Raw genomic sequence first — 24,587 nt, 5'->3', positions numbered from 1 at the left:
TTAATTATCAGGTGCGTTAGTCATAGGGTAACGCACCGAAATTTTTGTAGTTTATAGTTTCCTAAGCAGCTATTGTGAGTCTACTTACTCCATTCATACAACATAAGACATAAAATACACCTGCCGTTGCCAAATAGCTGCATTTAGGAAAAAGTTTGTCTGTCCAAAAATTAAGGGTACATTCACTCTTCTCACCCAAGCAAATGCCAGTTGAACTGGCGCAAAGTCACCGATCTCAACGTTTGCCAAGAATGGTATTGCTGGAAGATTGCTCAGGTTGCCTGCTAATTGAATAATCGCCCTGCTATCATCCCAAACCCCACCTAACTCAATACCAATTTCATAGGGCAAGACATTTACAGTTGCACCACTGTCCACTAATCCAAGAGCTTCAACAGCTTTATCACCCTGACGAAGACAAAGTGGAATCCGTGGCAAACTGTCAAACTCATTTTGGGAAGGGTCAGTGGTCGAGTATTTGAATCGCATGTGATCAGACCGAATCTTCCTGCTTCAAGGCTTGCATGAGAATTTCACCTGCACCAAACGAATTGTAGGGTGTAGGCAAATCATAGGTCTTAAATGGTTCGAGAGGTGAAATATCTTTGTTGGTATCCAATTCTTCCGCCAAAATGCGGATTAGCTTAATTTTTTCTGATATAGAGAGTTTCCTGACAGCAGGAAGTAGCTCAGTGAGTGTCATGTTTGGCTCTCCATTTCTCCAACTAGGGTTACTTACAGCTTACTGGATTAACCATCTACCTAAGCGATCGCCCAAAAGATAAATTTGGGGAAAATGAGAGATAAATAACCTATTCCCAATGTCCTATTCCCAATGCATTATATTCAAAACTCGTAGCGTACCACACTAAAACTTATAGAAACAGTGGGTTAGGCTTGCGTTAATGCACTTGCATAAAACAGCAATTTACACGGTAAGCTTGTGTCTGATTTAGCGCTACATAATTATCTCCCTCGCGTTCCCGATGCAGCATTGCAAGAATACATAGAATGGTGTGTTTTAGAACAGGCAAAAGCCGCAGAATGTAACTTTACTCCCGATAGAAGTAAGTTAGATAATTTGCCACCAAAAGACTATGTTCCTAAACTTGTCGAGCAGTTCATGAAAGTTAAACCAGACCCAATTAAAGCCGGGTTGGTAGCTGCGATCGCAGGTAAAGAAGCTGACAAACATAGTTTATCTGGTTTAGCGATCGCAGCTGATTTTGTATCTCTTTATGTCAAGTATTTAATTCCTAAAGAAGGAAGTACTAAAGAACAGGCTGAAGAGATATTAACTAAAGTCTCACAAGATCAGTATGATAAACTGAATGAAATCGCCAAGAAACATGGTGTAGAGTTTTAGTTTCCTGCTGATAAATTATTCTTCAGAGGCTTTGTCTGTCCCATCAGTCAGAGCCTCGTATTTTGCAGTTTCTGACACAAACTCGAAATAATCACAATCAGCAGAAGATTGATGATGAGTTGTTCTTAATCTTATACCTTTGCTATGACCATAAGCTTTAAACTAAGTTTCACTGCATTTCTAGATACAGTATGACTTTTTATTTTATAATTTAGGAAACATATTATTAGTTTATAGTTAAATGGACAGAATCGTAGTTAACTCTCAGATTCATTTCGGTAAACCTTGCATTGCAGGAACACGCATCACTGTACAAAGCATTCTTGAACTGCTCAATGACGGACTTTCATTTGAAGAAATTATCCGAGACTACTATCCAGACCTACAAATTGAAGATATTCGTGCCTGCTTAGGATATGCGATCGCCCCACCAGGAAACTGACAGCTACATACCTACTGTGGTATTGCTAAAATATACTTACTATAATTTTGTGACTCTATGCCCGCTAGGGATTTCTACCATAATGCTGTAAAAGCAGCCCTCATCAAAGACGGTTGGATAATTACAGCTGACCCTTACATCATTAAGTATGAAAATACTAAGCTATTTGCTGACTTAGCGGCTGAGAGAACAGTTGCAGCTGAACGCAATGGAACTAAAATTATTGTTGAAATTAAAAGCTTCCTGGGTAAATCGCCAATAAATGACTTTGAAAATGCTTTAGGTCAATATATTCTTTATCGTAATCTGATTAAGGTTACAGAACCTCAATATCAACTTTATTTAGCAATCAAGCAAAGTACTTATGAAAATTTTTTCCAGCTAAAAGCAATTACATTAGTAGTTCAGCAGAATCAACTCTTATTAATGGTTGTAGATGTCGAAAGCGAGGTTATAGTTCAATGGATAAACTAACTAACTACAGAAACATTATTAAAAATATTCTCATAGAATATGACCGTCTTTGCAATAGCTCACCTGATAATGACGTAGAGAGCCTTTTAGCACTAGATGATGAACGCGAGCAATATTTATGGTTTCAGATTGGTTGGCAAAAAAATCGCCGCATTAAAGGTATTACTGTACATATTCGGATTAAAAATAACAAAATTTGGATCGAAGAAGACTGGACTGAAGAAGGTATTGCCACCGAATTATTAAACGCAGGGGTTCCCCAAAGTGATATTGTGTTAGCTTTTCATCCTCCAAGCGATCGCGCTTTGACTGAATTTGCAACCGCTTAAACAATTAAATCTCATTTTATGCTCACTATTATCGGTTGTGGCAATCTAAATCGCAGTGACGACGCTGTAGGCGTAATCATTGCCCAACGCTTACAAAAATATCTAGCTGAAAACCCTCATCCTCATGTGCGAGTTTATGACTGTGGCACCGCAGGGATGGAAGTAATGTTTCAAGCTAGAGGTAGTAAAGAATTAATAATTATTGATGCAAGTTCAACAGGTTCTGAACCTGGTGCTGTGTTTAAAGTTCCAGGAAAAGAACTGGAAGCTTTGCCAGAACCTAGTTATAACTTGCACGATTTTCGTTGGGATAATGCTTTAGCCGCCGGACGGAAAATCTTTCAAAATGACTTTCCTGAAGATATAACAGTTTATTTAATTGAAGCGGCAAATCTTGATTTGGGACTGGAGTTAAGTCCTGCTATAAAACATTCTGCTGATTTAGTTTTTGAAGAGGTAGCTGCACTCATCAGCCAGAATATTAACTAATCCAAAATCCAAAATTGAATTATGCCCAATCCCGATAAACAGAGAGTTCATCTACCCTCATTTCAAAAGGTACACCTTGACTCTCTGGTGGACAAACACGGATTTTAGCACTGCTAACAATTCCATATAGTAATGTTCCCATTGGCACAATTTTTTGTAGCACACGCCAATTAATAACTTGATCGGGACATTCAATAACTAATGTTAAAGCATTGGCGTGGGTTGTGACATACCACCGACAATCAGATAGCAGATTTTGAATGGTGCGATCGCAAGCGTCATAAAAGTATCTACTAATAGAATACTCTAGTTGCTGCCGCAGTATAATATCTGCTGATGTCGGTTGTATAGGGTGTGAGTCATCACCATTTAAGTAATACGTCTTTCTAGGCATATCTCTTTAGCTTCCTACTTATCTTCCAATTACCATTCCATAAAGTACATCTTTATTTGTTTCTAATAATTCCTGGGTTTCGTCGTCATAATAAGCACCTATTCCACTACAGCTAATTCCCAAATAATTACTAGTTAAATAAAGTCTCTGTCCAAGAAAACCAGCTATTTGCATAGCAGTTTGATAGTTTAAATAATCTGACACAAAAAATAAAGTTACAGCGCTATCTCTAGCAATAGCCTGATTAATACATAAGTAACCTGTCTTTTCACTAAAATTACCTGCCTTAACCAGATACGTACCTTTATATAACCCAGGTGTCATTCCCTCTACTCGATGCACCACTGAGTAAATTTCTATTTCCTCATAATTTTCTGTTGGTATTGACTGCTGAAGTTGTTGCACTACATATAAATAATCTTCTTGAGAAATAGACTCTTTCCGGAAACGTCTAATAGAACGTCTATTCCAAATCGTTTGATAAAATTGATCCCGATCAAAATCAAATTGAGAATACTCTAATTGCTGCTGACAACTCTTTTGTAAAGTAGTTGCTTGATAGGCATCTTCAATAAATTGATTGGATTCAAAATAATCAGTACCAGAGACAAAAGGAATTTTCAGCCTTAAGCGTCTGATTTTCTTGTCTTGTATTTCCCCTGACACCGCACAAGCAGTAATAAACTCTTTATTCTCAAATCCCAACTCAGAATTGAGTGCAAGTTTATCAAAGTCAAAAATTAGTTGTATATCTCGGTTGTGGAGAAAAGCTGAAGCTGCGATCGCACCTAAATGGTGTCCGCTATCTAAGAAGCAATATCTTATGCTCCTGTTTTGATATTTCCAGCTAGACCTATAATAAACACAACTAATTAAAAAGATGAATCCGTTGATACATTTGCCCGGTATAATATAATTCTCTAATCCATCATCAATTAATTCATAGATGAGAGTTAGACAATTATTCTCAACTTCTAGATGGTATATACCATCTATCATTCCCTCAATCCCACGAACCTGTACGTAAACTTCCGTAGGATACAGAGCGCCTGCTGATGGATTGACTCGCAGTTTATAAGGGCCATCTTTATATACTTTTTCTAGTGTTACCGCACTGGTTAACGAGATAAAAGAGTGAACATGATTATTGAGATTTAATTTCACTCTCCGATAAAACTTTGGATAAACTTTAAATGCAGATGGCTGTGTTGAAGCATCTACATAATTTGGATCGAGTTGTACCGATAAGTAAGAATGCTTAGTAGCGTCATGATAAGTTTTGCCCGATATCTGATTTGATGGCATTTTTCAGAATCCTTAAAACTTCTACATTGCTGGCAAAATCGATAGCTTTATAGTCATCTAAATTTTTCAAATACAAATTAGGCTGATGTTGTAAAAGTAACTTGACTACTTCTGTCTTTCCGGCTGAGGCTGCATACATTAAAACCGTTGCACCGTTATCGTTTTGGTTATCTATGTTAATGTTGCTAGCAAGCAGCAAATTAATTAAATTGTAGTGATTGCCAAAACAAGCAAACCATAAAGCATTGTTACGATCGCTATTTCGAGCGTTGATATCTACACCTACATCAATTAGTTCTTTGACGACTGCATACACTCCCTCCCTTGTGGCTTTCATTAAAGCTGTATCGCCATTTTCCCCTAGCTGATTTAAATCCCCAGGGTTATAGCCTTTTGCTATTAGCCATTGAGTTGTTACTTCACTCAAGTGTTGTCTGTTTAGTTGACTCATAATTATTCTTTCAACGTCACACGATTAAGTATTTTCTAAGCAACTTTATGCTTGGAAAACTTAATGGTGGGCATTACCCACCATTATTTTAAAATCTTATACAAATAGCTAAAGTTTAGTAGTTTACCAAAGTAACTTTGCTAGGTATTTAAAAGTTTGGTAAAACAAAAAATCTTTCCTCACTCTACGCTCCACGCTCCACCCTCACCCAGCAATTTTATTTTGGTTTGCTTTAGTACTAAGTTAACTAGCAACAATTTAGCTTAGTTATATATTATCACTATGATAAGTTTGAATTATGAATCATTTATAAAGATCCCTAGATATATCTAGGAAAAAATATTTAAAAACAATTAAAATGCAGTATTTTTTACAATGTAATTTCATTATCTAGACTAATAGCAGATTATTGTGTAAGTTTCCCTAGCTTTAATAATGATTTTAAGCTCATTGTCTTGCTAAAATTTGATGCCACTTTTCCATTAAATCTTGTTTTTAATAAAACTGAATTATGATGTTGAGATTTACTTTATACATCTAAGACTTATTAAGAAATTTAAAACATTTTCTTTTTTCAAGCCAAATTTGCTATCTTTTTTAAGTAGAAATAAGTAAAACACAGGCAAAACATGGAAATTAGCGCTCGTAATTCTCTAAAAGGTACTGTAAAAAAAGTTGTGCCTGGCACAGTTAACACTGAAGTAACTTTAGAAATTGCACCAGGAGTAGAGTTAGTGTCAATTATCACAAAGTCATCAGCAGAAAAGCTGGGACTTGCAGAAGGCAAGCAGGCTTATGCCGTGATTAAATCATCAGATGTGATAGTTGCTGTTGAGTAAAAATAGGCAAGTTGCCTTTTCTTGCAAGCGGCTCTATCTCTAATACCGAATTGCATTTATATTTCTAAATTTAGTGACCTCACTCCTGGAATTAATTAGTAAAGGAGTGAGGTCAATTTAATTTGTAATTAGTAATTCGTAATTGCTATGTATGGTCTTAATTAAGAAATCAAAAACTTTTGTTCAAGAAAATATTATTTATTATATAGCAGTCCTAAATGAACAATAAGATCCCCGACTTCTCTGAAAAGTCGGGGATCTGAGTCTCTCGATTTTCACAACTTATTTAAAATTGCTATATATATTTTAATTATTTCAACTATCAATAATGCGGACATAAATAGCTTGGATTCTTTTTGTATCTAGTGCTAAAAATGTATTTTCTATTTTAATAAGGAATGATGGAAAGTTTTGTTCTAAAGTAATCGTGGTTCCTGGTGTTACCCCTATTGATATCAGTTCGTTTAAGATTCTTTCATCCTGACTTTTACAGAAAGTCACGATTCCTCGCTCTCCTGTTCTCAATAATTCTAATGAACAGCCAGTTACACTAAAGGGGGTAAACATTTGAATTATAAATTAAGAATTTTGAAGGGAAGAAGGAAGTATATTTTCATCCTTCATCCTTCATGCTTTATTTGGTTGCTAAAGACAGCAGCCAAAGTAATACTTTATACGAGATACGCTTCTTGATGTGTTTTGATTGTGCAATTAGAACGAGGATAAGTTACACAAAGTAGAGCGTATCCTTTAGAAACCTGATCGTCATCCAGGAAGTTTTGATCGTCTTGATTAACTTCACCTTCGACAACTTTACCTACACAGCTAGAGCAAGATCCTGCATGACATGAAAAAGGCAATTCAATACCATTTTCTTCTGCTGCTTCTAAGATGGTAGTCTCTTCGTCAACTTCAATTGTGCTGTCGAGGTCTTCTTTTTTGTTGATTAATCTAACTTGGTAGGAAGCCATTTTCAGATTCTCCTCAAACGTTATACAGTTGGTCTAATTTCCGAATTTTTTGAGCAACCTATCCTACTTTTTGCTTCCTTTCTTCTTACAGAGATGCTAAGTTTAGTCAGCTTCTCTATAGGGGTAAGGGATGCAAGGCGAACTAGAAGCTATCTCAAGAGCATTGAAACTCTGCGTAATGCATCTATAGAAAGCCTCTATAATCAGACTTGGCGCTAATGGAATGATGTTAGCTGCAAGGTACACCAGTAGGCGTACCATCGTCTGTTTTGAAGGACTTTCCACAACCGCAGGTATCAGTTGCATTGGGGTTAATGAATTTAAAACCGCTTTCCATCACTCCCTCAACGAAGTCAACGATAACTCCGTCTAATAACGGCGCACTTTTGGCATCAACGTAAACCAGCACTTTGCCTTGCTGACTTACCAAATCATCTGGTTGGGGCTTGCTGGTGATATCGATCGCATATTCATAGCCACTGCAACCACCATCTCTTACAGAGATGCGGACACCTTTAGTTGCGCCATTAGCATCGGGTGCGGAACCTTTGAGGAATGCCCGCAGATGAAATTCTGCTTTTTCTGATAAGATAACGGCCATTAAGTCTCCTGATTTGTAGCGATTAGTTGTTCTGATTTCAGGTGTAGGTTGTCATTTGTCAGTTGTCCTTTGTCATTTGTCCTTTGTTATTTACTAATGACCAATGACCAATGACTAATGACTATTTTGTGTAATACCCGTGGGTTCCATCGAATTGGATTGCGCGTGTCTCCAAGGCGCACTATTACCGCATACTGGACAAGAGCGATCGCGGTGAGAACGGCGTTTAGCAAATTCCATCCGATTTAGGTCGATTGTCAGCAATTGCGACAATAGAGGCTGACTAAACCCGGTGATCAGCTTGATAGCTTCCAGCGCCGTTAGACAAGCTAGGGTTCCAGAGACAGCGCCTAGAACTGAAAAGCCGCGCTGATCCCACTCAGGCTTTTCTGGAAACAGACAAGATAAACAAGGAGTCACACCAGGAATAATCGTTGTCAGGTAAGCCTCCATCCCATTCATTGCGGCTTCCACCATTGGCTTACGCGATCGCACACAGGCTTCATTTAACAAATTGCGCTCTGTAAAGTTGTGGGCGCAATCAAGAGCCATATCAGCCGACTGCACTAAGGAATCTACATTTTCCGGGGTGATGTAATCATGAACAATTTCCACTTGGACATCAGGATTAATCGCATCCAGAGTTTCTTTAGCTTTGAATACCCTTGGCTTACCTACCCAATCATCAGTCATAAGAACCTGACGATTCATATCATCTAGCCGCAAGTCACCACCCCGGACTAGGATTAGCCGCCCAACGCCCGCTACTGCTAAGTAAAGCGCCGCCGTACCGCCTAATCCTCCCACACCTGTAACCAAAACCGTCGCTGACTTCAGGCGTTTCTGTGCTGTTTCGCCAAAGTTCGGAAGCATCATTTGGCGACGATAGCGTTCTAATTCGGTAGGCGTTAGGTTAACCAATTTATACCTCCTAATCAGAAGTGATTTCTGTCAGTGTGACTACATTTTTCGGCTTGTCGTTAAACACTTTGAACAGCTTTTGTTCATAAGCTGTCGATTCGATAAATAACTGATAAGCTTTTTGCAAAGCCAAAGAATATTGATTTAATTTCTCTTCTTGACTTAAGTCAGGAGAATTATCATCAATTTCCTGCATATATTGAGAAAACTTTTTCAGAATATGTAGACGATGTACATTTACAACTTCTAAGTCGTAGGGCATATTAAAGAATTGAAAAAATTCTTCTGCATCTACGAGCTTCTTGAATTCATCAATAGTTCCAGTCACGTCGCTTTGCTCCGAATTCAAAAGTCAAAAGTCAAAAGTCAAAATTAACAATCCCCATGATTTTAGGGGCTTGTATCTTTTTCCTTTTAGGTCATTTAGCATTTTCCAATTGTTTTAGATGTTGCTTAAGTTCATCTAACTTGCGATAGATTTCATAAGTTGCGGCGGCAACATCCATAAGTTGGTTGTAATCTGTTGGCAGACCTTCAGCTAAATCATGCAGATCCATTTTCATTTGACCTGCTTTGCTGTTAAGCCGTCTGATTTGTCCTTGTAGTTCCTCAATTGTCATTTGTCCTTCGTCCTTCGTTCTTTGTCATTAGTCATGTGTCTTTCACTAATGACCAATGACCAATGACTAATGACTAATTAAATTTTCCCAACTTCCGGAAAGCGCTTCGCCAAATCAAGACCTTTTTTGACGTAGTTTTCTCCCTCTTCTGCTAATTTTTCTAGCGAGTCAAAGCCAAAGCGATGAGCATCTCGCAGGGTTTTCACAGTTAGCAAAAGACGACCAGAAAAAACTAGCGCCCAGCCAAATCCTTCGTGGCTCAAATCAACTACAACCTGGGATATCAAACCTGTTTCTTGTTCAATCCCAGCCGCTACAGCTCGAAAAAATGCCATAATCCGGGCTTGAGTTACCGCATCAACTTCGCCTTCAACGGAGATTTCCCGTTTCTTTTGTTTGGTGACAATAAAGGGTTTGAGAATCAACTCATCCGACCAAGTACGATAAACTCCATAACTGTCTTGACCACGGATTTGTTTGATTAATACCTTAAGAAAAGGTGAGTTCAAGACTTCAGTTGTAGCGGTTCCGTTCACACTATTATTTGCGGTCATACTGTTGCTTCGTCTTCAATTTCATCAGCAAAGTTTGTGGTTTTTGGCTGCAAAGCTTTACGCAACCAAGGTGGAGGATTACCTTTAAGGGTTTTCACTAGCTTATTTAGCACTTCACTAATTTCTTCTTCTTCCGATCGCGCCTTCACTGGGGTGACACCTTTCTTGATTAACCGAGCAGCGGCACTACCACCAATTGCTGTTACGTAAACAATCGTACAGTCGCCTATTGCTTCAAGTTTTGGGGTGATTTTGTCTTCATTCCCGTCTTCTTTGAGTTCGCCTTCAAAGGTGAGGGTTTCTACGAAGTGATATCCCTCATCGGTAATTTCGTAAACATCAATCATTTTTGCCCATCCGAAGTGGGCATTAATATGAACTCGGTCACTCGTCGTGAAGGCTATTTTCATTGTAATTCTCCTCTCTAAAGTTTTGAATTTTGAAGTGGGAAGAAGGAATTCAGGAGTCAGGAGTCAGAATTCAGGAGTAATTAGAGTTTGACTGGCAGAAGTAAATCTGCATATTTAGACCAATTCTGTTTAAGATGCGCCAAATTATATGAGGAACGAACCGCAAAGGACGCAAAGGACACAAAGGAAGAATTGGTATTAGTGGTTGAATTCTGAATTCTGAATTCTGACTCCTGAATTCTTGAAGAAGAATTCAAAACTCTGCGCTCACAATTCCGAACTCTTGGAACTGCTTAACTCTCGTTTCTTCTGCCTCTAAAAATAGGTTGCCGATGCCAAATAAAAGCTCCATCGTGCCTCGATAGCCAACTTTGGTAAATTGACCATTACCTAAGCGGTCATAAATGGGCAATCCTAGACGATAAAGAGGAATTGAGAGGCGTTTAGCGATCGCACCCACATTCGAGTTACCAATCAGCAAATCAGAACCACCCGCTAGACTCTCAAAGTCTTCCAAGTCGCCGATAGTGATGCTTTTAACTGGGAGTTTTTCTAAGAGGTGCGATCGCGTGGTTGTCACCACTGCATGAATTTGCGCTCCCATCGATTGCAGGAAATGCACGGTTGACCACAACAAGTCTGGTTCTAACGCTAAGGAAACTCGTTTTGCACCGAAGTAAAAGTGGGTGTCCAGCATCGCATCTTGCAACTGACGACGTTGGCGGCGGTATTTTTCCGGTACGCTATTACCGCTCAGAATCGCCAATGCTTGGATAAATTCATCTACTGGTTCTAATCCCGTCAGTTCGCCAAACACCTCATAAGGTGTGCCAAAGCGTTCTTCCAGAATCTTAGCAGCCCCCCGCATACTTTCACCCAATGCCAGGGTAAAGGCAGAACTACCTACTTCTCGTAGCTGTTTTAAGGTAGTCCCACTGACTGTAACCGCACTGTAATTATCCTCTAAATGACCATCTAGAGAAGCGCCAAGGTCAGGTACAAAGATCGGCACTAATCCAAAGGATGTGACTATCTCTTTAATTTCCTGTACATCCCCAGGTGTGAAAGCAGAACCCGCCAAAATCGTGACTTGTTCAGTTCTGAGTCCACCTGCGCGAGGAATTTCCTTAACTATGCTTTCGACAGCAACAGCAAAGCCATCTTGTAACGCACCTTTAAAATCTGGGGTAGGTGCAAAAACGATCGCTAAATCATTCAATTCAGGATGGCGATCGCGGATTTCCTTAAGAAAACCTTCAATGTCATCTCCTCTAGTTTCCGTTAACCCAGTGGTACATAAACCAATAATTTCCGGGTTAGCCTTTTCCACCAGAGTCAGAATTGCTTGCTCCACATTCTCTTCACCACCCAAAATAGTAGTGACTTCCGTCATCGCTGTAGTAGCTAGGGGAATCGCTTCCCGGAAATGCCGTACCAGGACAACTTTGGCGAAAGCAGTACAACCTTGAGAACCGTGGAATAAGGGCATCGTCCCTTTTAATCCCAAAAAGGCTAAGGTTGCGCCCAAAGCTTGACTTTGCTTGAGGGGATTAACTGTCAGTGCTTTGTTAGAAGCGGTAACGATCGCCATTAAACTTCCTCCTCTTCTTCCCAAGGAGCGGGTTTGCGTATTTGTTCCCAAATCGGGCTATAGAGAGCTTCGTACAATTCCCGCGCCATCTCAATCATTCCTACATAACCTGCATAAGGATGGTGGCGTTCTTGGTTGATATCAAGGAAAGGAATCCGAGCTTTCAAAGCTGTGTATTGGTTACGTCCACCAGCAATCAGCATATCTGCGCGAGTGTCTTTAACCAGTTGTAGCAATTCTTGAGCGTTGCCTTTCTCTAGCATGATGCCATCGTTGCCAATCAACTTCTTGATTTTGGCTTTATCTTCTTCAGTACTTTTCCGAGTACTGGTAGCAACAACTTCAATGCCTAAGTCTCTAGCAGCCGAAATAATCGACCAACTCTTGACACCACCAGTATATAAAACAACCCGCTTACCTTTGAGTCGAGCGCGATAAGGAGCCAGTGCCAAATCTAAAGCAGCCGTTTCTTCTGCAATTAGCTTTTCTGTGCGCTCCTGTAAATCGGGATCGCCTAATTTAGCAGCAATGTTTCGCAGACAGCGATTCATATCATCGATGCCGTAGAAAGACTCTTCAATGTAGGGGATGTTGTAACGCTCCTCCATCTTTCTCGCCATATTCAGCAATGCTCGTGAGCAGATCATGACGTTGAGCTTGGCGCGGTGGGCGTAGCGAATTTCATCGTAGCGAGCATCGCCCGTAATTTTAGACAGAATACGGATGCCTAATTTTTCTAGCAGTGGTGTTACTCCCCACATTTCCCCGGCGATATTGTATTCACCGATTAAGTTAATATCATAGGGCGTTGTATGTTCCGGTTCTGCTGTTCCGACAACATATTCTAATAAAGCTTCGCCGCCAAAACGGTTGCCGAGATTTTTACTGCCAATGAATCCTGGGGCAATGACGGGAACAACAGGAATACCGATTTTCTCAGCTGCCGCTTTGCAGACAGCATCCATATCATCGCCAATTAGGGCTGTAACGCAAGTGGCATAGACGAATACTGCTGCTGGTTGGTAGCGCTCTTTGAGTTCCAGAATCGCTTTGTAGAGTTTCTTTTCGCCGCCGAAGATGACATCATTTTCACCCAAGTCAGTGGTAAAGCCCATTTTGTAGAGTTGAGGGCCAGACGACAGACTACCACGACTGCCCCAGGAATTACCAGCACAGGCGATCGGCCCGTGGACTAAATGCGCTGCATCTGCGATCGGCACTAGAGCAATCATTGCACCATCAAAGGCACAGCCCCCTTGAGCCGCGCCAGGTTGTGCCTGTTGAGCGCATGATTTGTTTTTCTTTTCCGCTTGTTTGTGCTGATTATGTTCGCATCCTGTCTCAGTCAGCAGCTCGTTGATTTTGCCTTGGGTGCTTTTCATCTCTCTTCTCTTAATTGTTAATTGTCCTTTGTCATTTGTCATTTGTCCTTTGAATAACTAACAACTAATGACCAATACTTCGACTACGCTCAGTACAAGTGACCAATGACTAATGACTAATGACCAATGACCAATGACTAACAAATGTATCTTGTGACATCCTCTCCACATACATCAGCGAGGTAAGATAGAGCGCGGAAACGCAATCCTACAAATTCGTCATATAAAGGATTGAGTTTACATAGTGGTGGAATATCAATAGACTTCCCAAATAATTTAATTTGTCGCTCAAAGGGACAACAACAAGGAATTGTTTGGCAAATTAGATGAGCGAAGCGATTATTTTTAACCTGAATTCCATCCACTACACGGCGCAACGGATTAAGAAGATTGTGGAACCATCCTGGTTTTTTCTGGTTAGGTGGATGGTAATTAGGATGAGGATGAGTGTGAGTATGTTCGTGAGTGTGATTGATGGTTTCCATTTATCAATTCCTTGGGTAAATGCTATCAAGAAAAAGGGGAGTTGGGGATTGGGGATTGGGGATTGGGCATGGGGCATTGGGCATTGGGCATTGGGTGTTTTCCCAGTCCCTAGTCCCCAGTCCCCAGTCCCTACTCCCCAGTCCCTACTCCCCTTCTTCACCCTTTAATTAACACGTTGTGTTTCTACGCAATTTCTAACGAATCAAGTCGTAGGAAATATCTGTCTTAGAAGGAATGTTGGTGTTACGATCGATTTCTTCAAACAGGGTGTTTACAGTCCAGTTGAGGAGGTTGATCACACCTTGATAACCAATGGTGGCATAGCGGTGTAGGTGGTGGCGATCCATGATGGGGTAGCCGATTCTCACGAGGGGAATCTTGGTGTCGCGCCACAGGTACTTACCGTATGTGTTACCAACTAAGAAGTCTACTGGTTCGGTGAACAACAGCGATCGCATGTGCCACAAGTCCTTACCAGGCCAAACAGTTGCATGTTGACCGAAGGGGCTAGAAGCAAGCAGTTCTTTCATTTCTGCTTCAAATACTTCGTTGCTGTTGTGAACCAAGATATGCACAGGTTCAGCACCCATTTCTAGCATAAAGCCAACTACGCTGTATACTAAATCTGGTTCGCCGTAGATAGCGAAGCGCTTGCCGTGAATCCATGAGTGAGAGTCAGTCATGGCATCAACTGCACGACCGCGTTCGATTTCCAATTCTTCAGGAATGGGGATACCGCTCAATTCGCTGAGTTTCATCAAGAACTCATCAGTACCCTTAATGCCCCAAGGACGGGAAACTGAGGTTGGTTGCTTCCATTCTTTTTCGATGTACTCGCGGGTTTTGGGGGTAGAGTGTGCTTGCAGTGCGATCGTAGCTTTCGCATTGATTGAATCTGCTGCATCTTCTAGCTTTGTTCCACCTGGGTACATATCGAATTCACCTGTGTTGGGTGAATCGAGGTAGTCGCTGTTGTCGGCTAGAATTGTGTAGTCAAAGCCGAACAAAGAAGCAATCCGCTTGATTTCGCGGTTGTTGCCTACATAGGTGTCAAAACCTGGGATGAAGTTGATTTTACCATTGCTGGTTTCTTTCTTATGACCTGCGGTCAAGTTAGAAAGAATTCCCTTCATCATGTTGTCGTAACCAGTGATGTGGGAACCGACAAAGCTAGGGGTGTGAGCGTAGGGAACTGGGAAATCTTGAGGAACTGAACCAGCTTGCTTAGAGTTGTTGATGAAGGCTTGTAAGTCATCACCAATTACTTCTGCCATACAGGTGGTGCAGACAGCAATCATCTTGGGCTTGTACAGTTGGTAAGAGTTCGCCAACCCGTCAATCATGTTTTGCAGACCACCAAACACGGCTGCATCTTCAGTCATTGAAGAAGATACACCAGAGAATGGCTCTTTATAGTGACGGGTTAAGTGGGTGCGGAAGTAAGCAACGCAACCTTGAGAACCTTGAACGAAAGGTAGAGTACCTTCAAAACCAACAGCAGCAAAGATTGCTCCTAGTGGTTGGCAGCCTTTAGCAGGGTTAACGGTTAAAGCTTCACGAGCGAAGTTCTTTTCACGATAATCCCAACCCTTTGTCCACTCTGCAACCCGTTGTACTTCTTCGGGTTCGTGACCGTTTTCAAACTGCTTTTTGTTTTCAAATAGCTGTTGGTACTCAGGTTGGTGGAATAACTCGACGTGATCTTGAATTTTTTCTGGATTCTGAGGCATTTCTTCTGGACTCCAAGCTTACTGAATTCTTTTACTGATTGAGGCGAGAGTAGGTAGAGACGCGATTAATCGCGTCTGTCTTTACAAGGGAGATGGGAATATGATTCAAAATTCAAAATGCAAAAATCAAAATAAATTTTTAATCTTTCAATTTTGAATTTTGGATTCCCAACTCCCCCCTGGGGTTTTAGCCCCAGGTTATCCTTACTTATCTCACTCTCCCATTTCCCTAAACGGCAGCCTTAGCCTTAGCTTCAGCCTTCTTAGCCTGAGCTTTTTCATTCCAAGGAGCGCCAATTAATGACCAGGTTGGGCTGTTAAGTGCCAAGTCCATGTCACGTGCGAAGATGGCGAAGCCGTCATAACCGTGATAAGGGCCGGAGTAATCCTTTTTGTGGTTTAATTTTTTTCACTAGCCTAATGTTTGCAGTAAGCAATGTCTCTGCTAAACATTGTTTTCTGAGAACACATTTATTTTTAGCCTAAATATAGGCTAAAAACACAGCGATGCATAATCAGGTTCAGGACTCACGCATCATCTAAATGTTGTCCTGAGCCAAGGCGATTAAAAAATCGCCCATTTTTTTGCTCATCTCTGCAAGCACAGCAGCAAAAAGAACACATGAGAACAAAAGTACTACTGGAATTAGAGAAAGTTAATCTGCGTTTGAAGTCTGCAAAGGCAAAGGTGACAATTAGAGAATCGAATGGAAGTCTGCAATTACGGGCGACTTTACCAATTAAGCCGGGAGACAAAGATAGTAATGGAACTGGGAGAAAGCAATACAATCTCAGTTTGAATATTCCCGCTAACTTGGATGGACTCAAGACGGCCGAGGAAGAAGCCTATGAGTTGGGAAAGTTAATCGCTCGTAAAACTTTTGAATGGAATGATAAATATTTAGGTAATGAGGCAATTAAAAAAGATTTTCAAACTATAGGAAAATTACTGGAAAAATTTGAGGAAGAGTATTTTAAAACTCACAAACGCACAACGAAGAGTGAACATACTTTCTTTTATTACTTTTCCCGTACAAAGAGATTTACTAATCCCCAGGATTTGGCAACTGCTGAAAATCTGATAAGCTCAATTGAACAAATCGATAAAGAATGGGCTAAGTATAATGCTGCTAGAGCGATCGCAGCATTTTGTGTGACATTCAATATCGAAATTGATTTATCTAAATATTCCAAAATGCCTGAGAATAATTCCCGCAATATCCCTACAGATGCAGAAATCTCTGAGGGAATTATGAAGTTTGAGGATTATCAAAATAACAGAGGCAATCAAGTTAATCAAAACGTTCAAGATAGTTGGCAACTTTGGCGTTGGACGTGTGGAATGTTAGCAGTTTTTGGTTTACGTCCACGGGAACTTTTTATTAATCCTGATATTGATTGGTGGTTGAGTCAAGAGAATATAGACTTGACATGGAAAGTTCATAAAGATTGTAAAACTGGTGAGAGAGAAGCATTACCATTATATCGACAATGGATTGAGGATTTTGATTTGAGAAATCCGAAGTATTTGGAGATGTTGAGGGGTGCGATCGCTAAAAAAGATAACACTAATCATGCTGAGATAACGGCGTTAACACAGCGAGTTAGTTGGTGGTTTCGCAAGATAGGATTGGATTTTAAACCTTATGATTTACGTCACGCTTGGGCAATTCGGGCGCATATATTGGGAATACCAATTAAAGCTGCGGCAGATAATTTGGGGCATAGTGTGCAAGTTCACACGCAAACTTATCAGCGTTGGTTTTCGCTAGATATGCGGAAGTTGGCAATTAATCAGGCTTTGAGTAAGAGAAATGAAGTTGAGTTGATTAGGGAAGAGAATGCAAAGTTGAGGATGGAGAATGATAAGTTGAGATTGGAGATTGAGAAAATGAAAATGGAGATGGTTTACAAGCATAGTTGAATTTGCTCATAAATCAGCTAAAATAGGGTTGTCTGATCTACTTAAAAGTAAATCTGCTAACTCGCTATCTTGTAGTCCCTATAGCAAATAGGCTAGACTAGCTCGTTGGTTACTATATACCAACAAGAAGAGGAAGTGAATGGCTGACAGCATCTCTACAGTTGATCTGTTTTGTGGTGTAGGTGGACTTACTTATGGGTTTGAGCAAGCAGGTCTTCCAGTTAGAGCTGGATATGATATTGATCCAGCGTGTCAATTTCCATACGAACACAACACTAAAGCAGAATTTATACTAGAAGATGTGGAGCGTGTTAACGGCTCTGATTTGGCAAAACATTTTTCTGCCAGTAGTGTTAAGGTCTTAGCTGGTTGTGCCCCTTGTCAACCTTTTTCAAGCTACTCAAGACGTTACACGGATAAAGAATCGAAATGGAAGCTTGTGCAAGATTTTGCTCGTCTTGTGCAGGAGTGCAAACCTGAAATTGTTTCGATGGAAAACGTACTTCAGTTAAAGTACCACTCAGTTTTTTCTGAATTTATCCAGCAGTTAGAGGATTTGAACTATTCATTTGAAACTTACGAAGTTAATTGTTCAGATTATGGAATTCCTCAGACTCGAAAACGTTTAGTTCTTCTTGCTTCAAAGTTCGGTAAAATTGATTTGATTAAACCCATCCATAATACCGAACAATACAGAACAGTACGTAAAACAATTGGACATCTTGAACCTCTTTTAGCAGGTCAAGCATCTAAAACTGATAGACTTCATCAATGTAGTAAATTATCTCCTTTAAATCTTCAACGTATCCGTGCTTCCAAACCTGGTGGAACTTGGCGTGATTGGTCTAAAGACTTAATAGCTAAATGTCACACTAAAACCACTGGTAAAAACTATTCAGGAGTATACGGTAGGATGGAATGGGATCAGCCTAGCCCAACTATCACTACACAGTGCTTTGGTTTCGGTAATGGACGCTTTGGACATCCTGAACAAGATCGGGCTATATCTCTTAGAGAAGCAGCATTATTACAAACTTTTCCAGCAGATTATGAATTTGTAGCCATTGATGAACCTGTTGTGTTTGCTCATGTAGGAAGATTAATTGGAAACGCTGTTCCTGTCAAACTAGGTCAAGTTATTGCTCAAAGCATCCTGCAACATATCAATCAAGTTATTTAAAGAGTGCTTACACAAGAAGAATCCAAATATTCTTTCGCATTTAAATACTTTTCAATATTTTCCAATATCTGTCCAATATACTCTATTACCTCTTCCTTAAATTTTAGAAGGTCTCCGATACTTGTCTCTTTACCAACTTCAGAAAATGATTTGTTTCCATGAGCTAGATCGTTACGGTTCCGCATGATATTGTACAAGTTTTCACCATGCCTTGTTTTAGAGTAATCTGTATCACAAGAAAAACCGTATTTTCTAGCTGTTTTTGTAATTTCATCTCGATCAATATTTCCTGAGAATAACTCTCTACTCTTAAATCCAGCAGTAATAATATCAAGAGAAATATCTGTTATCCTAGCATGTATATCATCAGGAGAACGATTCTTGAAGTTTTGAAGTACAACTTTTTTGATTTCAATTCTGACAGAATTAAAGGAAACTTTTTTACCTTTTAGCTCATCAAAAATAGCTTCAATCGCATTCCTCATACTTGATTCAATAAGATTGTAGAGGAGTAGAAAGCCGTTGGCTTTTAGAGTTTTAGCCAACTCAGGATCAATAGCCTTAATATTGTGTTTCCCATCATCCTCTAATACAACCAGTTTAGTTGTCTCGTTAATTAATTCTTCTAAAAATAAAAAATATTCATTAATTTCTTTAACACGAGTATTGAAATCTAACAAAACTGTTTGCATAGCTAATTTAGAAGTTGATCGCGCACGTACTCAATACGTCTAATTACTTTAGGTTTAGAGTTGCTTGCATCAGAGGTTGTATATTCTTTGAACTCTTTTGAGTCAAGCCAATCTATTGAGCTTGGTACCAAGTCGCTCTTTTTTTGCAGTGCAAGTGCAACACCTACAGAGATAGCTTCAAAGCGAATTCTAGGTGTTCTAACATTACCTTTTGCTTTAGCAAATCCATTAGGAAAATACTTATCAACAAAATCTAACATTGTATTAAATCTATTCCGAAAAGCATCCTGATCAATTTCTGAATTATTATGTACTTCTAAATAATCATTTAAAAATATATTGACTTGTCTTTCAAAGTTTTTGTAATTATCCAAGTACGCAAAGAAGCGTAGTACAAATTCTTCGGGTTCTCGACTGCGACGTGATGCTTCAGATAGAGGGCACAGTCTTACAAACTTTGGCTCTTTTGCAAGTTCTTCAAGTAGTTTGACAAATGGGCCAGGAGATATACCTCTCCGTTTCTCCATATCATTCAGTGCAATACTGCCTGTGTTAATACGCTCAAATAAATCTCTCCTTGTCTCCTCATCAGCTTTTTCAGTAAGCACGATCATGCGAAGAGTAGCGCGATTAAAGCGTCTTTGTCGAGCAAGTGGCAAATCACTAAATCTAAAACCATTAAGTTTTGTTAGCTTCTTTAGTTCGCATAATCTCAACTGATTGTTAATAAATCTATCTAAAGCACGAATACGCTGAGTTCCATCTACGATCTCTAATCGACCCAAATCATCTATTTCAGGCACTAAATCAGCAACAAAAATATATGGAATAGGTAATCCCAAAAAAATAGATTCGATAAACTTTGATTGCCGAGAATCTTCCCAGATAAGTTCTCTTTGATAGTCGGGTATATATAACTCACTAAGATCCTCGTCTAAGCCATCTCTATATTTCTGAACAAGGACTTCTACCGGGTATTCTTTTGTATCGTAGTCAACTATTTTCTGCTTTTCACGGATTTCTTCTTCCGCGGCTTCTATTTGCTCATCAGTAATCTCTGGCTCTGGTGGTATGTTTCGGGCTTTCGGCATTTTAATCTCCATCTCTGGCAAAATACATGCATTAGAAGTATAGAATAATGAAACTTCTATTAAGACATCTACGATTTTAAGCGTTTACTGATAAATTAAGTGCGATCGCATACCTAATATAAGGTACAGGCGTTGCAAAGCGCAACGCAGCACGATCTCAAATTTACAAAGCTGATACCGCAGCCTGATAAAATTTGTGGAAAGATAGAAATTTTGATGTGTGTCCACAGTCGTAATGCGATCGCATCCTTAATGAGAGTGAGTTATCGCAAATCCCAATGCACCTTCATCATATCAGCAGGCGATCGCATTCCTCGTGTAGGGTGTGTTATTGCATTGATTGACAATGCTTCGGTATTATAAAGGTATTGGGTTCTGGTTCTGTCCATGTCTGCAAGAGACATTTTTCACGAAGCCGTCAAACGAGGACTGCAAAAAGAAGGGTGGGTTATCACTCATGATCCGCTAATTGTTAAGTTTGCCAAAGATAAAATGTCAATCGATTTAGGTGCAGAAAAAATATTAGCAGCCGAGCGAGGAACTGAAAAAATTGCTGTTGAGATTAAAAGTTTTTTGGGGGATTCAGAACTGTTTGAGTACCACGCGGCTTTAGGGCAGTTTCTCAATTATCGATTAGCTCTGCGACTCAGGGAGCCAGAACGAGTTTTGTTTTTAGCAGTTCCAGTCTCAACCTATCGCTCATTATTTAGCCGAGACTTTGCCCAAAGTTCAGTACAAGAGTATCAAGTTAAATTGATAGTTTACGATCCAAAAGTTGAGGTGATTGTACAATGGCAAAGCTAGACCAGTATCGTGAATATATTCAAAATTTACTAACGAAGTATGGCAGTTACCAACCTTTAGAAGAAGATGTTGAAATCCAATTGATATTCGATACAGCGCGAGATCATTACCAGATTCTAGAGATTGGTTGGGATGGATATGACCGAATTTATAATTGTGTGATACATCTCGATATCAAAGATGAAAAAATATGGATTCAGCATAATATGACCGATATCCAAATTGCTGAAGATTTGACTGAGATGGGAGTATCTAAAGAAGATATTGTTTTGGGATTACAGCCATCTTACCTGCGTCAATATACGCAATATGGCGTAGCGTGAATTTGTCTAAAAACTAATTACAGGATAAATGTCTGTTTAGTACGCATCCCTTACTTAGCGTGCGTTGTCGCAAAAAGCCAGAGTCACTTTATTCAAAAACAACGCCGCCATAAATTTCCGCCATTGGCAATTCAATACTAACTGAATCCAAAGAAATAGATACCTCTAAACCGCTAAAATCACTGAGTAACCAACCTTGAGCCTGTTTACTATAACGTTCAATAAAAGGTTCATCCTGCTCAACTAATAAATATTCGCTAAAACTTGGAATTGATCTATACATCCGAAATTTACTGAGTTGGTCGTAATCTGCGGTGGAAGGAGATAAGACTTCAACAATCAGCACGGGATTTAATACTTCATCTAAACGTAGACGCTCCTGCGGCTTGTCGTAGACATCGCCATTTAGTTGCGGTTCGCCGTCAAAAACCATTACATCTGGATATACTCCGCGTCGATGTTCAGGAATCCATAGCCGTAAATCGCTGTTAATTGGCTCGAATTGAGTATCGCGCATCACAGAAGTAAAATAGGTCAAAATGTTTCGACCAATGCGGCTGTGTTTGAGCATTCCTCCAGGCATGGGCACAATTTCTCCATCTCGATATTCGCTGCGTCCTTCGGCTTTTTCTTCGATCGCGCGATATTCATCCAAGCTGTAGCGGCGCGAGATGGTAGAAATCATAGATTGTAAGCGATCGCATTGGCTATATGACAACAATATTATTTTGTCACAGAATTGGTTGTGAGCGAAGGAGTGCCTAAGCAAGATATTGTGATCGCATATCATGCACCTCACGTAAGGCAGTATACAGAGTTTGCTGTAGGCTAAACCTATTGAAAAAGCCTGTTTGCGATCGCTACTCGCAAACAGACTTGACTTTTTCACATTTCTAATTAAGCTTGCTCCCAAAGCTGACGTACATAATCAGGGAGTGCGCCAGCAATTTCCTGAATTCGCTCTTGGGAAAGTTCGTCTTTGGTGGCAGAAAATACTGCTTTAACTGCCTGTTCTGCCTCAACTGATCCTGGAACTCCTCCTTCATTTGCAACCCGCGTTAGAAATAGCTTGGAATCAATTCCAATGGGAGCCGGGCCTTTTAAAGGTTGACGGATTTTACTTAAAAATCTCACAATGGGATTGGTGTCTTTCCAGAGTTCAGCCACTTCAAACTGGAGTGCTTTTTCATCTGTAGGTATAGCTTCTGTATGCAGTTCTGACTCGACGCGATCGATTGTGTCCGCGGTCATTAAGTCACGCATGACACGATACACAACTTCGGTAAAGTCTCTTGCGTCATACAAATCTGCAAATCCGCTTTTAACCATGACCTTTTCAAGAAAGGAGTGATGTTCATCAGCGATCGCAGTTCGAGTATCTTCAATCTCTGTTGGGTCAACTTCTGGAATATTTGTTCTAAAACTTTGATCTGGCATTGTTTTTTCTTCTGGTTATTAATTTTGAGTCTTTATGCTTACTGTATGTAAGGTCGCACAAATCAAAAACCCTTGGAATCTTCCAGAAGTTTGAGATGGTATCTATTCAAAAGTTAGAAATTTCTTTGATTTGCTCATAGCTGTAAAATCATGGTTGAGGAGAGCAATACTTCTGATGTTTGTGCCCGTCTGTGTCGAAAACCAGTCAAAATAAATGAGTTGGTATAAAATCAGCCGAAACAAAGATGCTAGAAACAACAAACATCGAAATTAACACCTCCTATGTCAAAGTACCCAACGATGACTTAGAAATCGATGCTTACTTAGCTCAACCAGCACAAAACGGGACTTTTGGCGCGATTATAGTTTTTCCAGAAATTTTTGGAATCAATAGCAATATTCGAGATATTACAGAATTAATTGCCAAACAAGGATACGTGGCAATAGCTCCAGCGATGTATCAACGTATTGCTCCCGGTTTTGAGGCTGATTTTAGCGCTGAAGATGTTGGGTTTAGTCCAGAAGCATATCGACTTGGTTTGCAATATTATCAACAAGTAAAGTATCAAGAGATATTCAGCGACATTCAAGCTGCGATCGCCTACTTAAAAACTTTACCCAATGTCAAAGATGATGCCATAGGTGTGATTGGTTTCTGTTTTGGCGGTCATGTTGCTTATATGGCTGCAACTTTACCCGATATCAAAGCAACAGCTTCCTTTTATGGTGGTGGGATTACTACTTCTAGTTATGGTGAAGAGACTCCAACAATTAATCGTACCTCGGAAATTAAAGGTATTATTTATGCATTTTTTGGCACAAGAGATACATTAGTTTCCCAGGAAGAAAACGAGCAAATTGAGGCAGAATTAAAGAAACATCAAATTAATCATCGTGTATTTCGATACGATGCCGGACATGGATTCTTTGCCGGATTTTTCAAAGATAAGTACCCATTTATGGAACAACACCCAAGTTATAACCCTGAAGCTGCTCCTGATGCTTGGCAGCATGTTCTAGAACTGTTTCAAAATCATTTGTCAAGCTAGATTACTTAGAAAGTGGTGTGTTGTAGCCAAATGCAACGCACCAAAATTTCAAACATGTGATCGCTCAAACGCTAAACCTCATCACTGTCATTTCAATACAAGGGATCGGGTGTGTAATACTATCTCAATCTTTGATCAATACATTCGCCTCTATTTTCATTATCCGCTTTGATTCTGATAATTATAGTTAGATTTTTTAATTTTTTGGGAAAACTATGCTCACTGCAATTTATGAAGGTCTGGTTATCTTTATGATTCAAAATGCACCTTACTGAACTGGCATAGCTTAAATTTTTTCTTTTTTAGGATTTATAGATTATGTTTTCAAAAGGCTTTCTCAAGACTTTAGGTGTAATAAGTGTAGTTGCTATAATATACTTCGGAAGCAATTATTTTCGCTATGGAAGATTTGTACCCTATTCCACTCAACTAGAAAATTCAAAAACCACTCAAACAAACTCAGATAAATCGTTGCAACCATCAATACAAGTCAGAGATCGAGACTGTCTGTACGTTCCAGAAAGTGCAATTGCTGGTAAGAGTTGGCAAGAGATATCTAAATTCAAAGAGGAATTAAAAGATCAAACTGGGAAGAAGTGTGTTTTTTTTACTGGTGGCTAGGAAATCTAACAAACAAGTCTTTTACGGTATCGCGCTCTTGTTCAATGAGTGCGATAACAGGGCTATTTCATTCTCATCTAGCCCGCCTCAGAATAAATTCTGAGGCTAATA

The 24,587-nt window shown here is 39.7% G+C and carries 35 protein-coding genes and 1 pseudogene; 14 read left to right on the top strand and 22 right to left on the bottom strand.

The window, feature by feature from the left end:
* Positions 1 to 93: 93 nt before the first annotated feature.
* The gene (locus VB740_RS18415) at positions 94 to 489 is read right to left on the bottom strand and encodes a hypothetical protein (protein WP_323201390.1); all 396 of its coding nucleotides are present in this window, start codon (positions 487 to 489) and stop codon (positions 94 to 96) included.
* Positions 490 to 493: 4 nt separating this feature from the next.
* Positions 494 to 703 (bottom strand): hypothetical protein, encoded by a 210-nt coding sequence (locus tag VB740_RS18410; RefSeq protein WP_323201389.1) that lies wholly within the window; start codon positions 701 to 703, stop codon positions 494 to 496.
* Between the two features lie 240 nt (positions 704 to 943).
* On the opposite strand from VB740_RS18410, the gene VB740_RS18405 reads away from it, so the two are divergent.
* The 5 genes from VB740_RS18405 (at position 944) to VB740_RS18385 (ending at position 3,100) form a co-directional block, all read left to right on the top strand.
* A complete protein-coding gene (locus VB740_RS18405) occupies positions 944 to 1,366 on the top strand; it encodes a hypothetical protein (protein WP_323201388.1) in 423 nt (140 codons plus the stop codon).
* Positions 1,367 to 1,607: 241 nt separating this feature from the next.
* The gene (locus VB740_RS18400) at positions 1,608 to 1,808 is read left to right on the top strand and encodes a DUF433 domain-containing protein (protein WP_323201387.1); all 201 of its coding nucleotides are present in this window, start codon (positions 1,608 to 1,610) and stop codon (positions 1,806 to 1,808) included.
* Positions 1,809 to 1,865: 57 nt separating this feature from the next.
* Positions 1,866 to 2,282, top strand: coding sequence for a XisH family protein (locus VB740_RS18395; RefSeq protein WP_323201386.1), 417 nt, complete (start codon positions 1,866 to 1,868; stop codon positions 2,280 to 2,282).
* Positions 2,270 to 2,611, top strand: coding sequence for a XisI protein (locus VB740_RS18390; RefSeq protein WP_323201385.1), 342 nt, complete (start codon positions 2,270 to 2,272; stop codon positions 2,609 to 2,611). The genes VB740_RS18395 and VB740_RS18390 overlap by 13 nt, the downstream gene beginning before the upstream one ends.
* Before the next feature lie 18 nt (positions 2,612 to 2,629).
* Entirely contained in the window at positions 2,630 to 3,100 is a 471-nt protein-coding gene (locus tag VB740_RS18385) for a hydrogenase maturation protease (RefSeq protein ID WP_323201384.1), read from the top strand.
* 19 nt (positions 3,101 to 3,119) lie between these two features.
* Here the strand turns inward: VB740_RS18385 and VB740_RS18380 are convergent, their stop codons facing one another.
* The 3 genes from VB740_RS18380 to VB740_RS18370 are packed head-to-tail and all read right to left on the bottom strand — an operon-like array spanning position 3,120 to position 5,250.
* Positions 3,120 to 3,494: a hypothetical protein gene (locus VB740_RS18380; RefSeq protein WP_323201383.1), complete on the bottom strand. Its 375-nt coding sequence runs from the start codon at positions 3,492 to 3,494 to the stop codon at positions 3,120 to 3,122.
* 18 nt (positions 3,495 to 3,512) lie between these two features.
* A complete protein-coding gene (locus VB740_RS18375) occupies positions 3,513 to 4,799 on the bottom strand; it encodes a SagB/ThcOx family dehydrogenase (protein ID WP_323201382.1) in 1,287 nt (428 codons plus the stop codon).
* A complete protein-coding gene (locus VB740_RS18370) occupies positions 4,762 to 5,250 on the bottom strand; it encodes an ankyrin repeat domain-containing protein (RefSeq protein ID WP_323201381.1) in 489 nt (162 codons plus the stop codon). Before VB740_RS18370 ends, VB740_RS18375 begins: the two co-directional genes overlap by 38 nt.
* Before the next feature lie 629 nt (positions 5,251 to 5,879).
* Here VB740_RS18370 and VB740_RS18365 point away from each other — a divergent pair.
* A complete protein-coding gene (locus VB740_RS18365; protein WP_265270008.1) occupies positions 5,880 to 6,089 on the top strand; it encodes a TOBE domain-containing protein in 210 nt (69 codons plus the stop codon).
* Positions 6,090 to 6,404: 315 nt separating this feature from the next.
* Here VB740_RS18365 and VB740_RS18360 read toward each other — a convergent pair whose 3' ends face one another.
* The 13 genes and pseudogenes from VB740_RS18360 to VB740_RS36815 form a co-directional block, all read right to left on the bottom strand.
* Entirely contained in the window at positions 6,405 to 6,656 is a 252-nt protein-coding gene (locus tag VB740_RS18360; RefSeq protein WP_323201380.1) for a FeoA family protein, read from the bottom strand.
* 104 nt (positions 6,657 to 6,760) lie between these two features.
* Positions 6,761 to 7,060, bottom strand: a complete 300-nt coding sequence (locus VB740_RS18355; RefSeq protein WP_323201379.1) for a 2Fe-2S iron-sulfur cluster-binding protein — start codon at positions 7,058 to 7,060, stop codon at positions 6,761 to 6,763.
* A 229-nt stretch (positions 7,061 to 7,289) separates the two neighbouring features.
* Positions 7,290 to 7,661, bottom strand: a complete 372-nt coding sequence (locus VB740_RS18350; protein WP_069069800.1) for a HesB/IscA family protein — start codon at positions 7,659 to 7,661, stop codon at positions 7,290 to 7,292.
* A gap of 114 nt (positions 7,662 to 7,775) precedes the next feature.
* Positions 7,776 to 8,582 carry a HesA/MoeB/ThiF family protein gene (locus VB740_RS18345; protein WP_179064231.1) on the bottom strand — a complete coding sequence of 269 codons (807 nt, stop codon included), beginning with the start codon at positions 8,580 to 8,582 and terminating at the stop codon, positions 7,776 to 7,778.
* A 10-nt stretch (positions 8,583 to 8,592) separates the two neighbouring features.
* Positions 8,593 to 8,910 carry a nitrogenase-stabilizing/protective protein NifW gene (gene nifW / locus VB740_RS18340; protein ID WP_323201378.1) on the bottom strand — a complete coding sequence of 106 codons (318 nt, stop codon included), beginning with the start codon at positions 8,908 to 8,910 and terminating at the stop codon, positions 8,593 to 8,595.
* Positions 8,911 to 9,001: 91 nt separating this feature from the next.
* Positions 9,002 to 9,202, bottom strand: coding sequence for a CCE_0567 family metalloprotein (locus tag VB740_RS18335; RefSeq protein ID WP_229484039.1), 201 nt, complete (start codon positions 9,200 to 9,202; stop codon positions 9,002 to 9,004).
* 77 nt (positions 9,203 to 9,279) lie between these two features.
* Entirely contained in the window at positions 9,280 to 9,756 is a 477-nt protein-coding gene (locus VB740_RS18330; RefSeq protein WP_100900532.1) for a NifX-associated nitrogen fixation protein, read from the bottom strand.
* Positions 9,753 to 10,166, bottom strand: coding sequence for a nitrogen fixation protein NifX (nifX, locus tag VB740_RS18325; RefSeq protein WP_012407194.1), 414 nt, complete (start codon positions 10,164 to 10,166; stop codon positions 9,753 to 9,755). The genes VB740_RS18330 and nifX overlap by 4 nt, the downstream gene beginning before the upstream one ends.
* 253 nt (positions 10,167 to 10,419) lie before the next feature.
* Positions 10,420 to 11,757, bottom strand: coding sequence for a nitrogenase iron-molybdenum cofactor biosynthesis protein NifN (gene nifN / locus VB740_RS18320; RefSeq protein ID WP_323201377.1), 1,338 nt, complete (start codon positions 11,755 to 11,757; stop codon positions 10,420 to 10,422).
* Positions 11,757 to 13,139 carry a nitrogenase iron-molybdenum cofactor biosynthesis protein NifE gene (nifE, locus tag VB740_RS18315; protein WP_323201446.1) on the bottom strand — a complete coding sequence of 461 codons (1,383 nt, stop codon included), beginning with the start codon at positions 13,137 to 13,139 and terminating at the stop codon, positions 11,757 to 11,759. The genes nifN and nifE overlap by 1 nt, the downstream gene beginning before the upstream one ends.
* 137 nt (positions 13,140 to 13,276) lie before the next feature.
* Positions 13,277 to 13,624 (bottom strand): Mo-dependent nitrogenase C-terminal domain-containing protein, encoded by a 348-nt coding sequence (locus tag VB740_RS18310; protein WP_099099967.1) that lies wholly within the window; start codon positions 13,622 to 13,624, stop codon positions 13,277 to 13,279.
* A gap of 195 nt (positions 13,625 to 13,819) precedes the next feature.
* Complete coding sequence (nifK, locus tag VB740_RS18305; RefSeq protein ID WP_323201376.1) at positions 13,820 to 15,355, bottom strand: nitrogenase molybdenum-iron protein subunit beta; 1,536 nt, start codon at positions 15,353 to 15,355, stop codon at positions 13,820 to 13,822.
* A 229-nt stretch (positions 15,356 to 15,584) separates the two neighbouring features.
* A pseudogene (locus VB740_RS36815) lies at positions 15,585 to 15,752 on the bottom strand (nitrogenase molybdenum-iron protein alpha chain); the annotation flags it as partial.
* A gap of 225 nt (positions 15,753 to 15,977) precedes the next feature.
* On the opposite strand from VB740_RS36815, the gene VB740_RS18295 reads away from it, so the two are divergent.
* On the top strand, positions 15,978 to 17,279 hold the full coding sequence (locus VB740_RS18295; RefSeq protein WP_416290114.1) for a site-specific integrase: 1,302 nt from the start codon (positions 15,978 to 15,980) through the stop codon (positions 17,277 to 17,279).
* Between the two features lie 139 nt (positions 17,280 to 17,418).
* On the top strand, positions 17,419 to 18,459 hold the full coding sequence (locus VB740_RS18290; protein ID WP_323201375.1) for a DNA cytosine methyltransferase: 1,041 nt from the start codon (positions 17,419 to 17,421) through the stop codon (positions 18,457 to 18,459).
* Here VB740_RS18290 and VB740_RS18285 read toward each other — a convergent pair.
* Both VB740_RS18285 and VB740_RS18280 read right to left on the bottom strand, forming a co-directional pair.
* Positions 18,456 to 19,151 carry an MAE_28990/MAE_18760 family HEPN-like nuclease gene (locus tag VB740_RS18285; protein WP_323201374.1) on the bottom strand — a complete coding sequence of 232 codons (696 nt, stop codon included), beginning with the start codon at positions 19,149 to 19,151 and terminating at the stop codon, positions 18,456 to 18,458. The genes VB740_RS18290 and VB740_RS18285 overlap by 4 nt on opposite strands.
* Before the next feature lie 2 nt (positions 19,152 to 19,153).
* The gene (locus VB740_RS18280; protein WP_323201373.1) at positions 19,154 to 20,242 is read right to left on the bottom strand and encodes a DUF262 domain-containing protein; all 1,089 of its coding nucleotides are present in this window, start codon (positions 20,240 to 20,242) and stop codon (positions 19,154 to 19,156) included.
* 132 nt (positions 20,243 to 20,374) lie between these two features.
* Between VB740_RS18280 and VB740_RS18275 the strand changes: the two genes are divergently transcribed.
* The 3 genes from VB740_RS18275 to VB740_RS18265 are packed head-to-tail and all read left to right on the top strand — an operon-like array spanning position 20,375 to position 21,369.
* Complete coding sequence (locus tag VB740_RS18275) at positions 20,375 to 20,605, top strand: hypothetical protein (protein WP_323201372.1); 231 nt, start codon at positions 20,375 to 20,377, stop codon at positions 20,603 to 20,605.
* 24 nt (positions 20,606 to 20,629) lie between these two features.
* Complete coding sequence (locus VB740_RS18270; protein WP_323201371.1) at positions 20,630 to 21,046, top strand: XisH family protein; 417 nt, start codon at positions 20,630 to 20,632, stop codon at positions 21,044 to 21,046.
* On the top strand, positions 21,034 to 21,369 hold the full coding sequence (locus VB740_RS18265) for a XisI protein (RefSeq protein ID WP_323201370.1): 336 nt from the start codon (positions 21,034 to 21,036) through the stop codon (positions 21,367 to 21,369). The genes VB740_RS18270 and VB740_RS18265 overlap by 13 nt, the downstream gene beginning before the upstream one ends.
* An 88-nt stretch (positions 21,370 to 21,457) precedes the next feature.
* On the opposite strand, the gene VB740_RS18260 is transcribed toward VB740_RS18265, so the two are convergent.
* Entirely contained in the window at positions 21,458 to 22,054 is a 597-nt protein-coding gene (locus tag VB740_RS18260) for a Uma2 family endonuclease (protein ID WP_323201445.1), read from the bottom strand.
* 54 nt (positions 22,055 to 22,108) lie between these two features.
* On the opposite strand from VB740_RS18260, the gene VB740_RS18255 reads away from it, so the two are divergent.
* Complete coding sequence (locus tag VB740_RS18255; protein WP_323201369.1) at positions 22,109 to 22,201, top strand: element excision factor XisI family protein; 93 nt, start codon at positions 22,109 to 22,111, stop codon at positions 22,199 to 22,201.
* 65 nt (positions 22,202 to 22,266) lie between these two features.
* On the opposite strand, the gene VB740_RS18250 is transcribed toward VB740_RS18255, so the two are convergent.
* The gene (locus VB740_RS18250) at positions 22,267 to 22,806 is read right to left on the bottom strand and encodes a DUF2267 domain-containing protein (RefSeq protein WP_323201368.1); all 540 of its coding nucleotides are present in this window, start codon (positions 22,804 to 22,806) and stop codon (positions 22,267 to 22,269) included.
* A gap of 245 nt (positions 22,807 to 23,051) precedes the next feature.
* On the opposite strand from VB740_RS18250, the gene VB740_RS18245 reads away from it, so the two are divergent.
* Positions 23,052 to 23,855, top strand: a complete 804-nt coding sequence (locus tag VB740_RS18245) for a dienelactone hydrolase family protein (RefSeq protein ID WP_323201367.1) — start codon at positions 23,052 to 23,054, stop codon at positions 23,853 to 23,855.
* A 318-nt stretch (positions 23,856 to 24,173) separates the two neighbouring features.
* Positions 24,174 to 24,476 carry a hypothetical protein gene (locus VB740_RS18240; protein ID WP_323201366.1) on the top strand — a complete coding sequence of 101 codons (303 nt, stop codon included), beginning with the start codon at positions 24,174 to 24,176 and terminating at the stop codon, positions 24,474 to 24,476.
* The last annotated feature ends 111 nt before the right edge of the window (positions 24,477 to 24,587 follow it).

The sequence above is a fragment of the Nostoc sp. UHCC 0251 genome, assembly GCF_034932245.1.
Taxonomy (GTDB): Bacteria; Cyanobacteriota; Cyanobacteriia; order Cyanobacteriales; family Nostocaceae; genus Nostoc.
This window is presented reverse-complemented; position numbering and strand designations above follow the sequence as displayed.

Coding starts and splice junctions, on each gene's coding strand:
- VB740_RS18245 (WP_323201367.1), top strand. CDS start 23,052: ATGCTAGAAACAACAAACATCGAAATTAACACCTCCTATGTCAAAGTA.
- nifN (WP_323201377.1), bottom strand. CDS start 11,757: ATGGCGATCGTTACCGCTTCTAACAAAGCACTGACAGTTAATCCCCTC.
- VB740_RS18270 (WP_323201371.1), top strand. CDS start 20,630: ATGTCTGCAAGAGACATTTTTCACGAAGCCGTCAAACGAGGACTGCAA.
- nifX (WP_012407194.1), bottom strand. CDS start 10,166: ATGAAAATAGCCTTCACGACGAGTGACCGAGTTCATATTAATGCCCAC.
- VB740_RS18395 (WP_323201386.1), top strand. CDS start 1,866: ATGCCCGCTAGGGATTTCTACCATAATGCTGTAAAAGCAGCCCTCATC.
- VB740_RS18285 (WP_323201374.1), bottom strand. CDS start 19,151: ATGCAAACAGTTTTGTTAGATTTCAATACTCGTGTTAAAGAAATTAAT.
- VB740_RS18400 (WP_323201387.1), top strand. CDS start 1,608: ATGGACAGAATCGTAGTTAACTCTCAGATTCATTTCGGTAAACCTTGC.
- VB740_RS18265 (WP_323201370.1), top strand. CDS start 21,034: ATGGCAAAGCTAGACCAGTATCGTGAATATATTCAAAATTTACTAACG.
- VB740_RS18240 (WP_323201366.1), top strand. CDS start 24,174: ATGTTTTCAAAAGGCTTTCTCAAGACTTTAGGTGTAATAAGTGTAGTT.
- VB740_RS18335 (WP_229484039.1), bottom strand. CDS start 9,202: ATGACAATTGAGGAACTACAAGGACAAATCAGACGGCTTAACAGCAAA.
- VB740_RS18290 (WP_323201375.1), top strand. CDS start 17,419: ATGGCTGACAGCATCTCTACAGTTGATCTGTTTTGTGGTGTAGGTGGA.
- VB740_RS18380 (WP_323201383.1), bottom strand. CDS start 3,494: ATGCCTAGAAAGACGTATTACTTAAATGGTGATGACTCACACCCTATA.
- VB740_RS18250 (WP_323201368.1), bottom strand. CDS start 22,806: ATGCCAGATCAAAGTTTTAGAACAAATATTCCAGAAGTTGACCCAACA.
- nifE (WP_323201446.1), bottom strand. CDS start 13,139: ATGAAAAGCACCCAAGGCAAAATCAACGAGCTGCTGACTGAGACAGGA.
- VB740_RS18280 (WP_323201373.1), bottom strand. CDS start 20,242: ATGCCGAAAGCCCGAAACATACCACCAGAGCCAGAGATTACTGATGAG.
- VB740_RS18415 (WP_323201390.1), bottom strand. CDS start 489: ATGCGATTCAAATACTCGACCACTGACCCTTCCCAAAATGAGTTTGAC.
- VB740_RS18350 (WP_069069800.1), bottom strand. CDS start 7,661: ATGGCCGTTATCTTATCAGAAAAAGCAGAATTTCATCTGCGGGCATTC.
- VB740_RS18295 (WP_416290114.1), top strand. CDS start 15,978: ATGAGAACAAAAGTACTACTGGAATTAGAGAAAGTTAATCTGCGTTTG.
- VB740_RS18360 (WP_323201380.1), bottom strand. CDS start 6,656: ATGTTTACCCCCTTTAGTGTAACTGGCTGTTCATTAGAATTATTGAGA.
- VB740_RS18390 (WP_323201385.1), top strand. CDS start 2,270: ATGGATAAACTAACTAACTACAGAAACATTATTAAAAATATTCTCATA.
- VB740_RS18370 (WP_323201381.1), bottom strand. CDS start 5,250: ATGAGTCAACTAAACAGACAACACTTGAGTGAAGTAACAACTCAATGG.
- VB740_RS18330 (WP_100900532.1), bottom strand. CDS start 9,756: ATGACCGCAAATAATAGTGTGAACGGAACCGCTACAACTGAAGTCTTG.
- VB740_RS18260 (WP_323201445.1), bottom strand. CDS start 22,054: ATGATTTCTACCATCTCGCGCCGCTACAGCTTGGATGAATATCGCGCG.
- VB740_RS18385 (WP_323201384.1), top strand. CDS start 2,630: ATGCTCACTATTATCGGTTGTGGCAATCTAAATCGCAGTGACGACGCT.
- VB740_RS18375 (WP_323201382.1), bottom strand. CDS start 4,799: ATGCCATCAAATCAGATATCGGGCAAAACTTATCATGACGCTACTAAG.
- nifK (WP_323201376.1), bottom strand. CDS start 15,355: ATGCCTCAGAATCCAGAAAAAATTCAAGATCACGTCGAGTTATTCCAC.
- VB740_RS18410 (WP_323201389.1), bottom strand. CDS start 703: ATGACACTCACTGAGCTACTTCCTGCTGTCAGGAAACTCTCTATATCA.
- VB740_RS18310 (WP_099099967.1), bottom strand. CDS start 13,624: ATGGAAACCATCAATCACACTCACGAACATACTCACACTCATCCTCAT.
- VB740_RS18365 (WP_265270008.1), top strand. CDS start 5,880: ATGGAAATTAGCGCTCGTAATTCTCTAAAAGGTACTGTAAAAAAAGTT.
- VB740_RS18355 (WP_323201379.1), bottom strand. CDS start 7,060: ATGGCTTCCTACCAAGTTAGATTAATCAACAAAAAAGAAGACCTCGAC.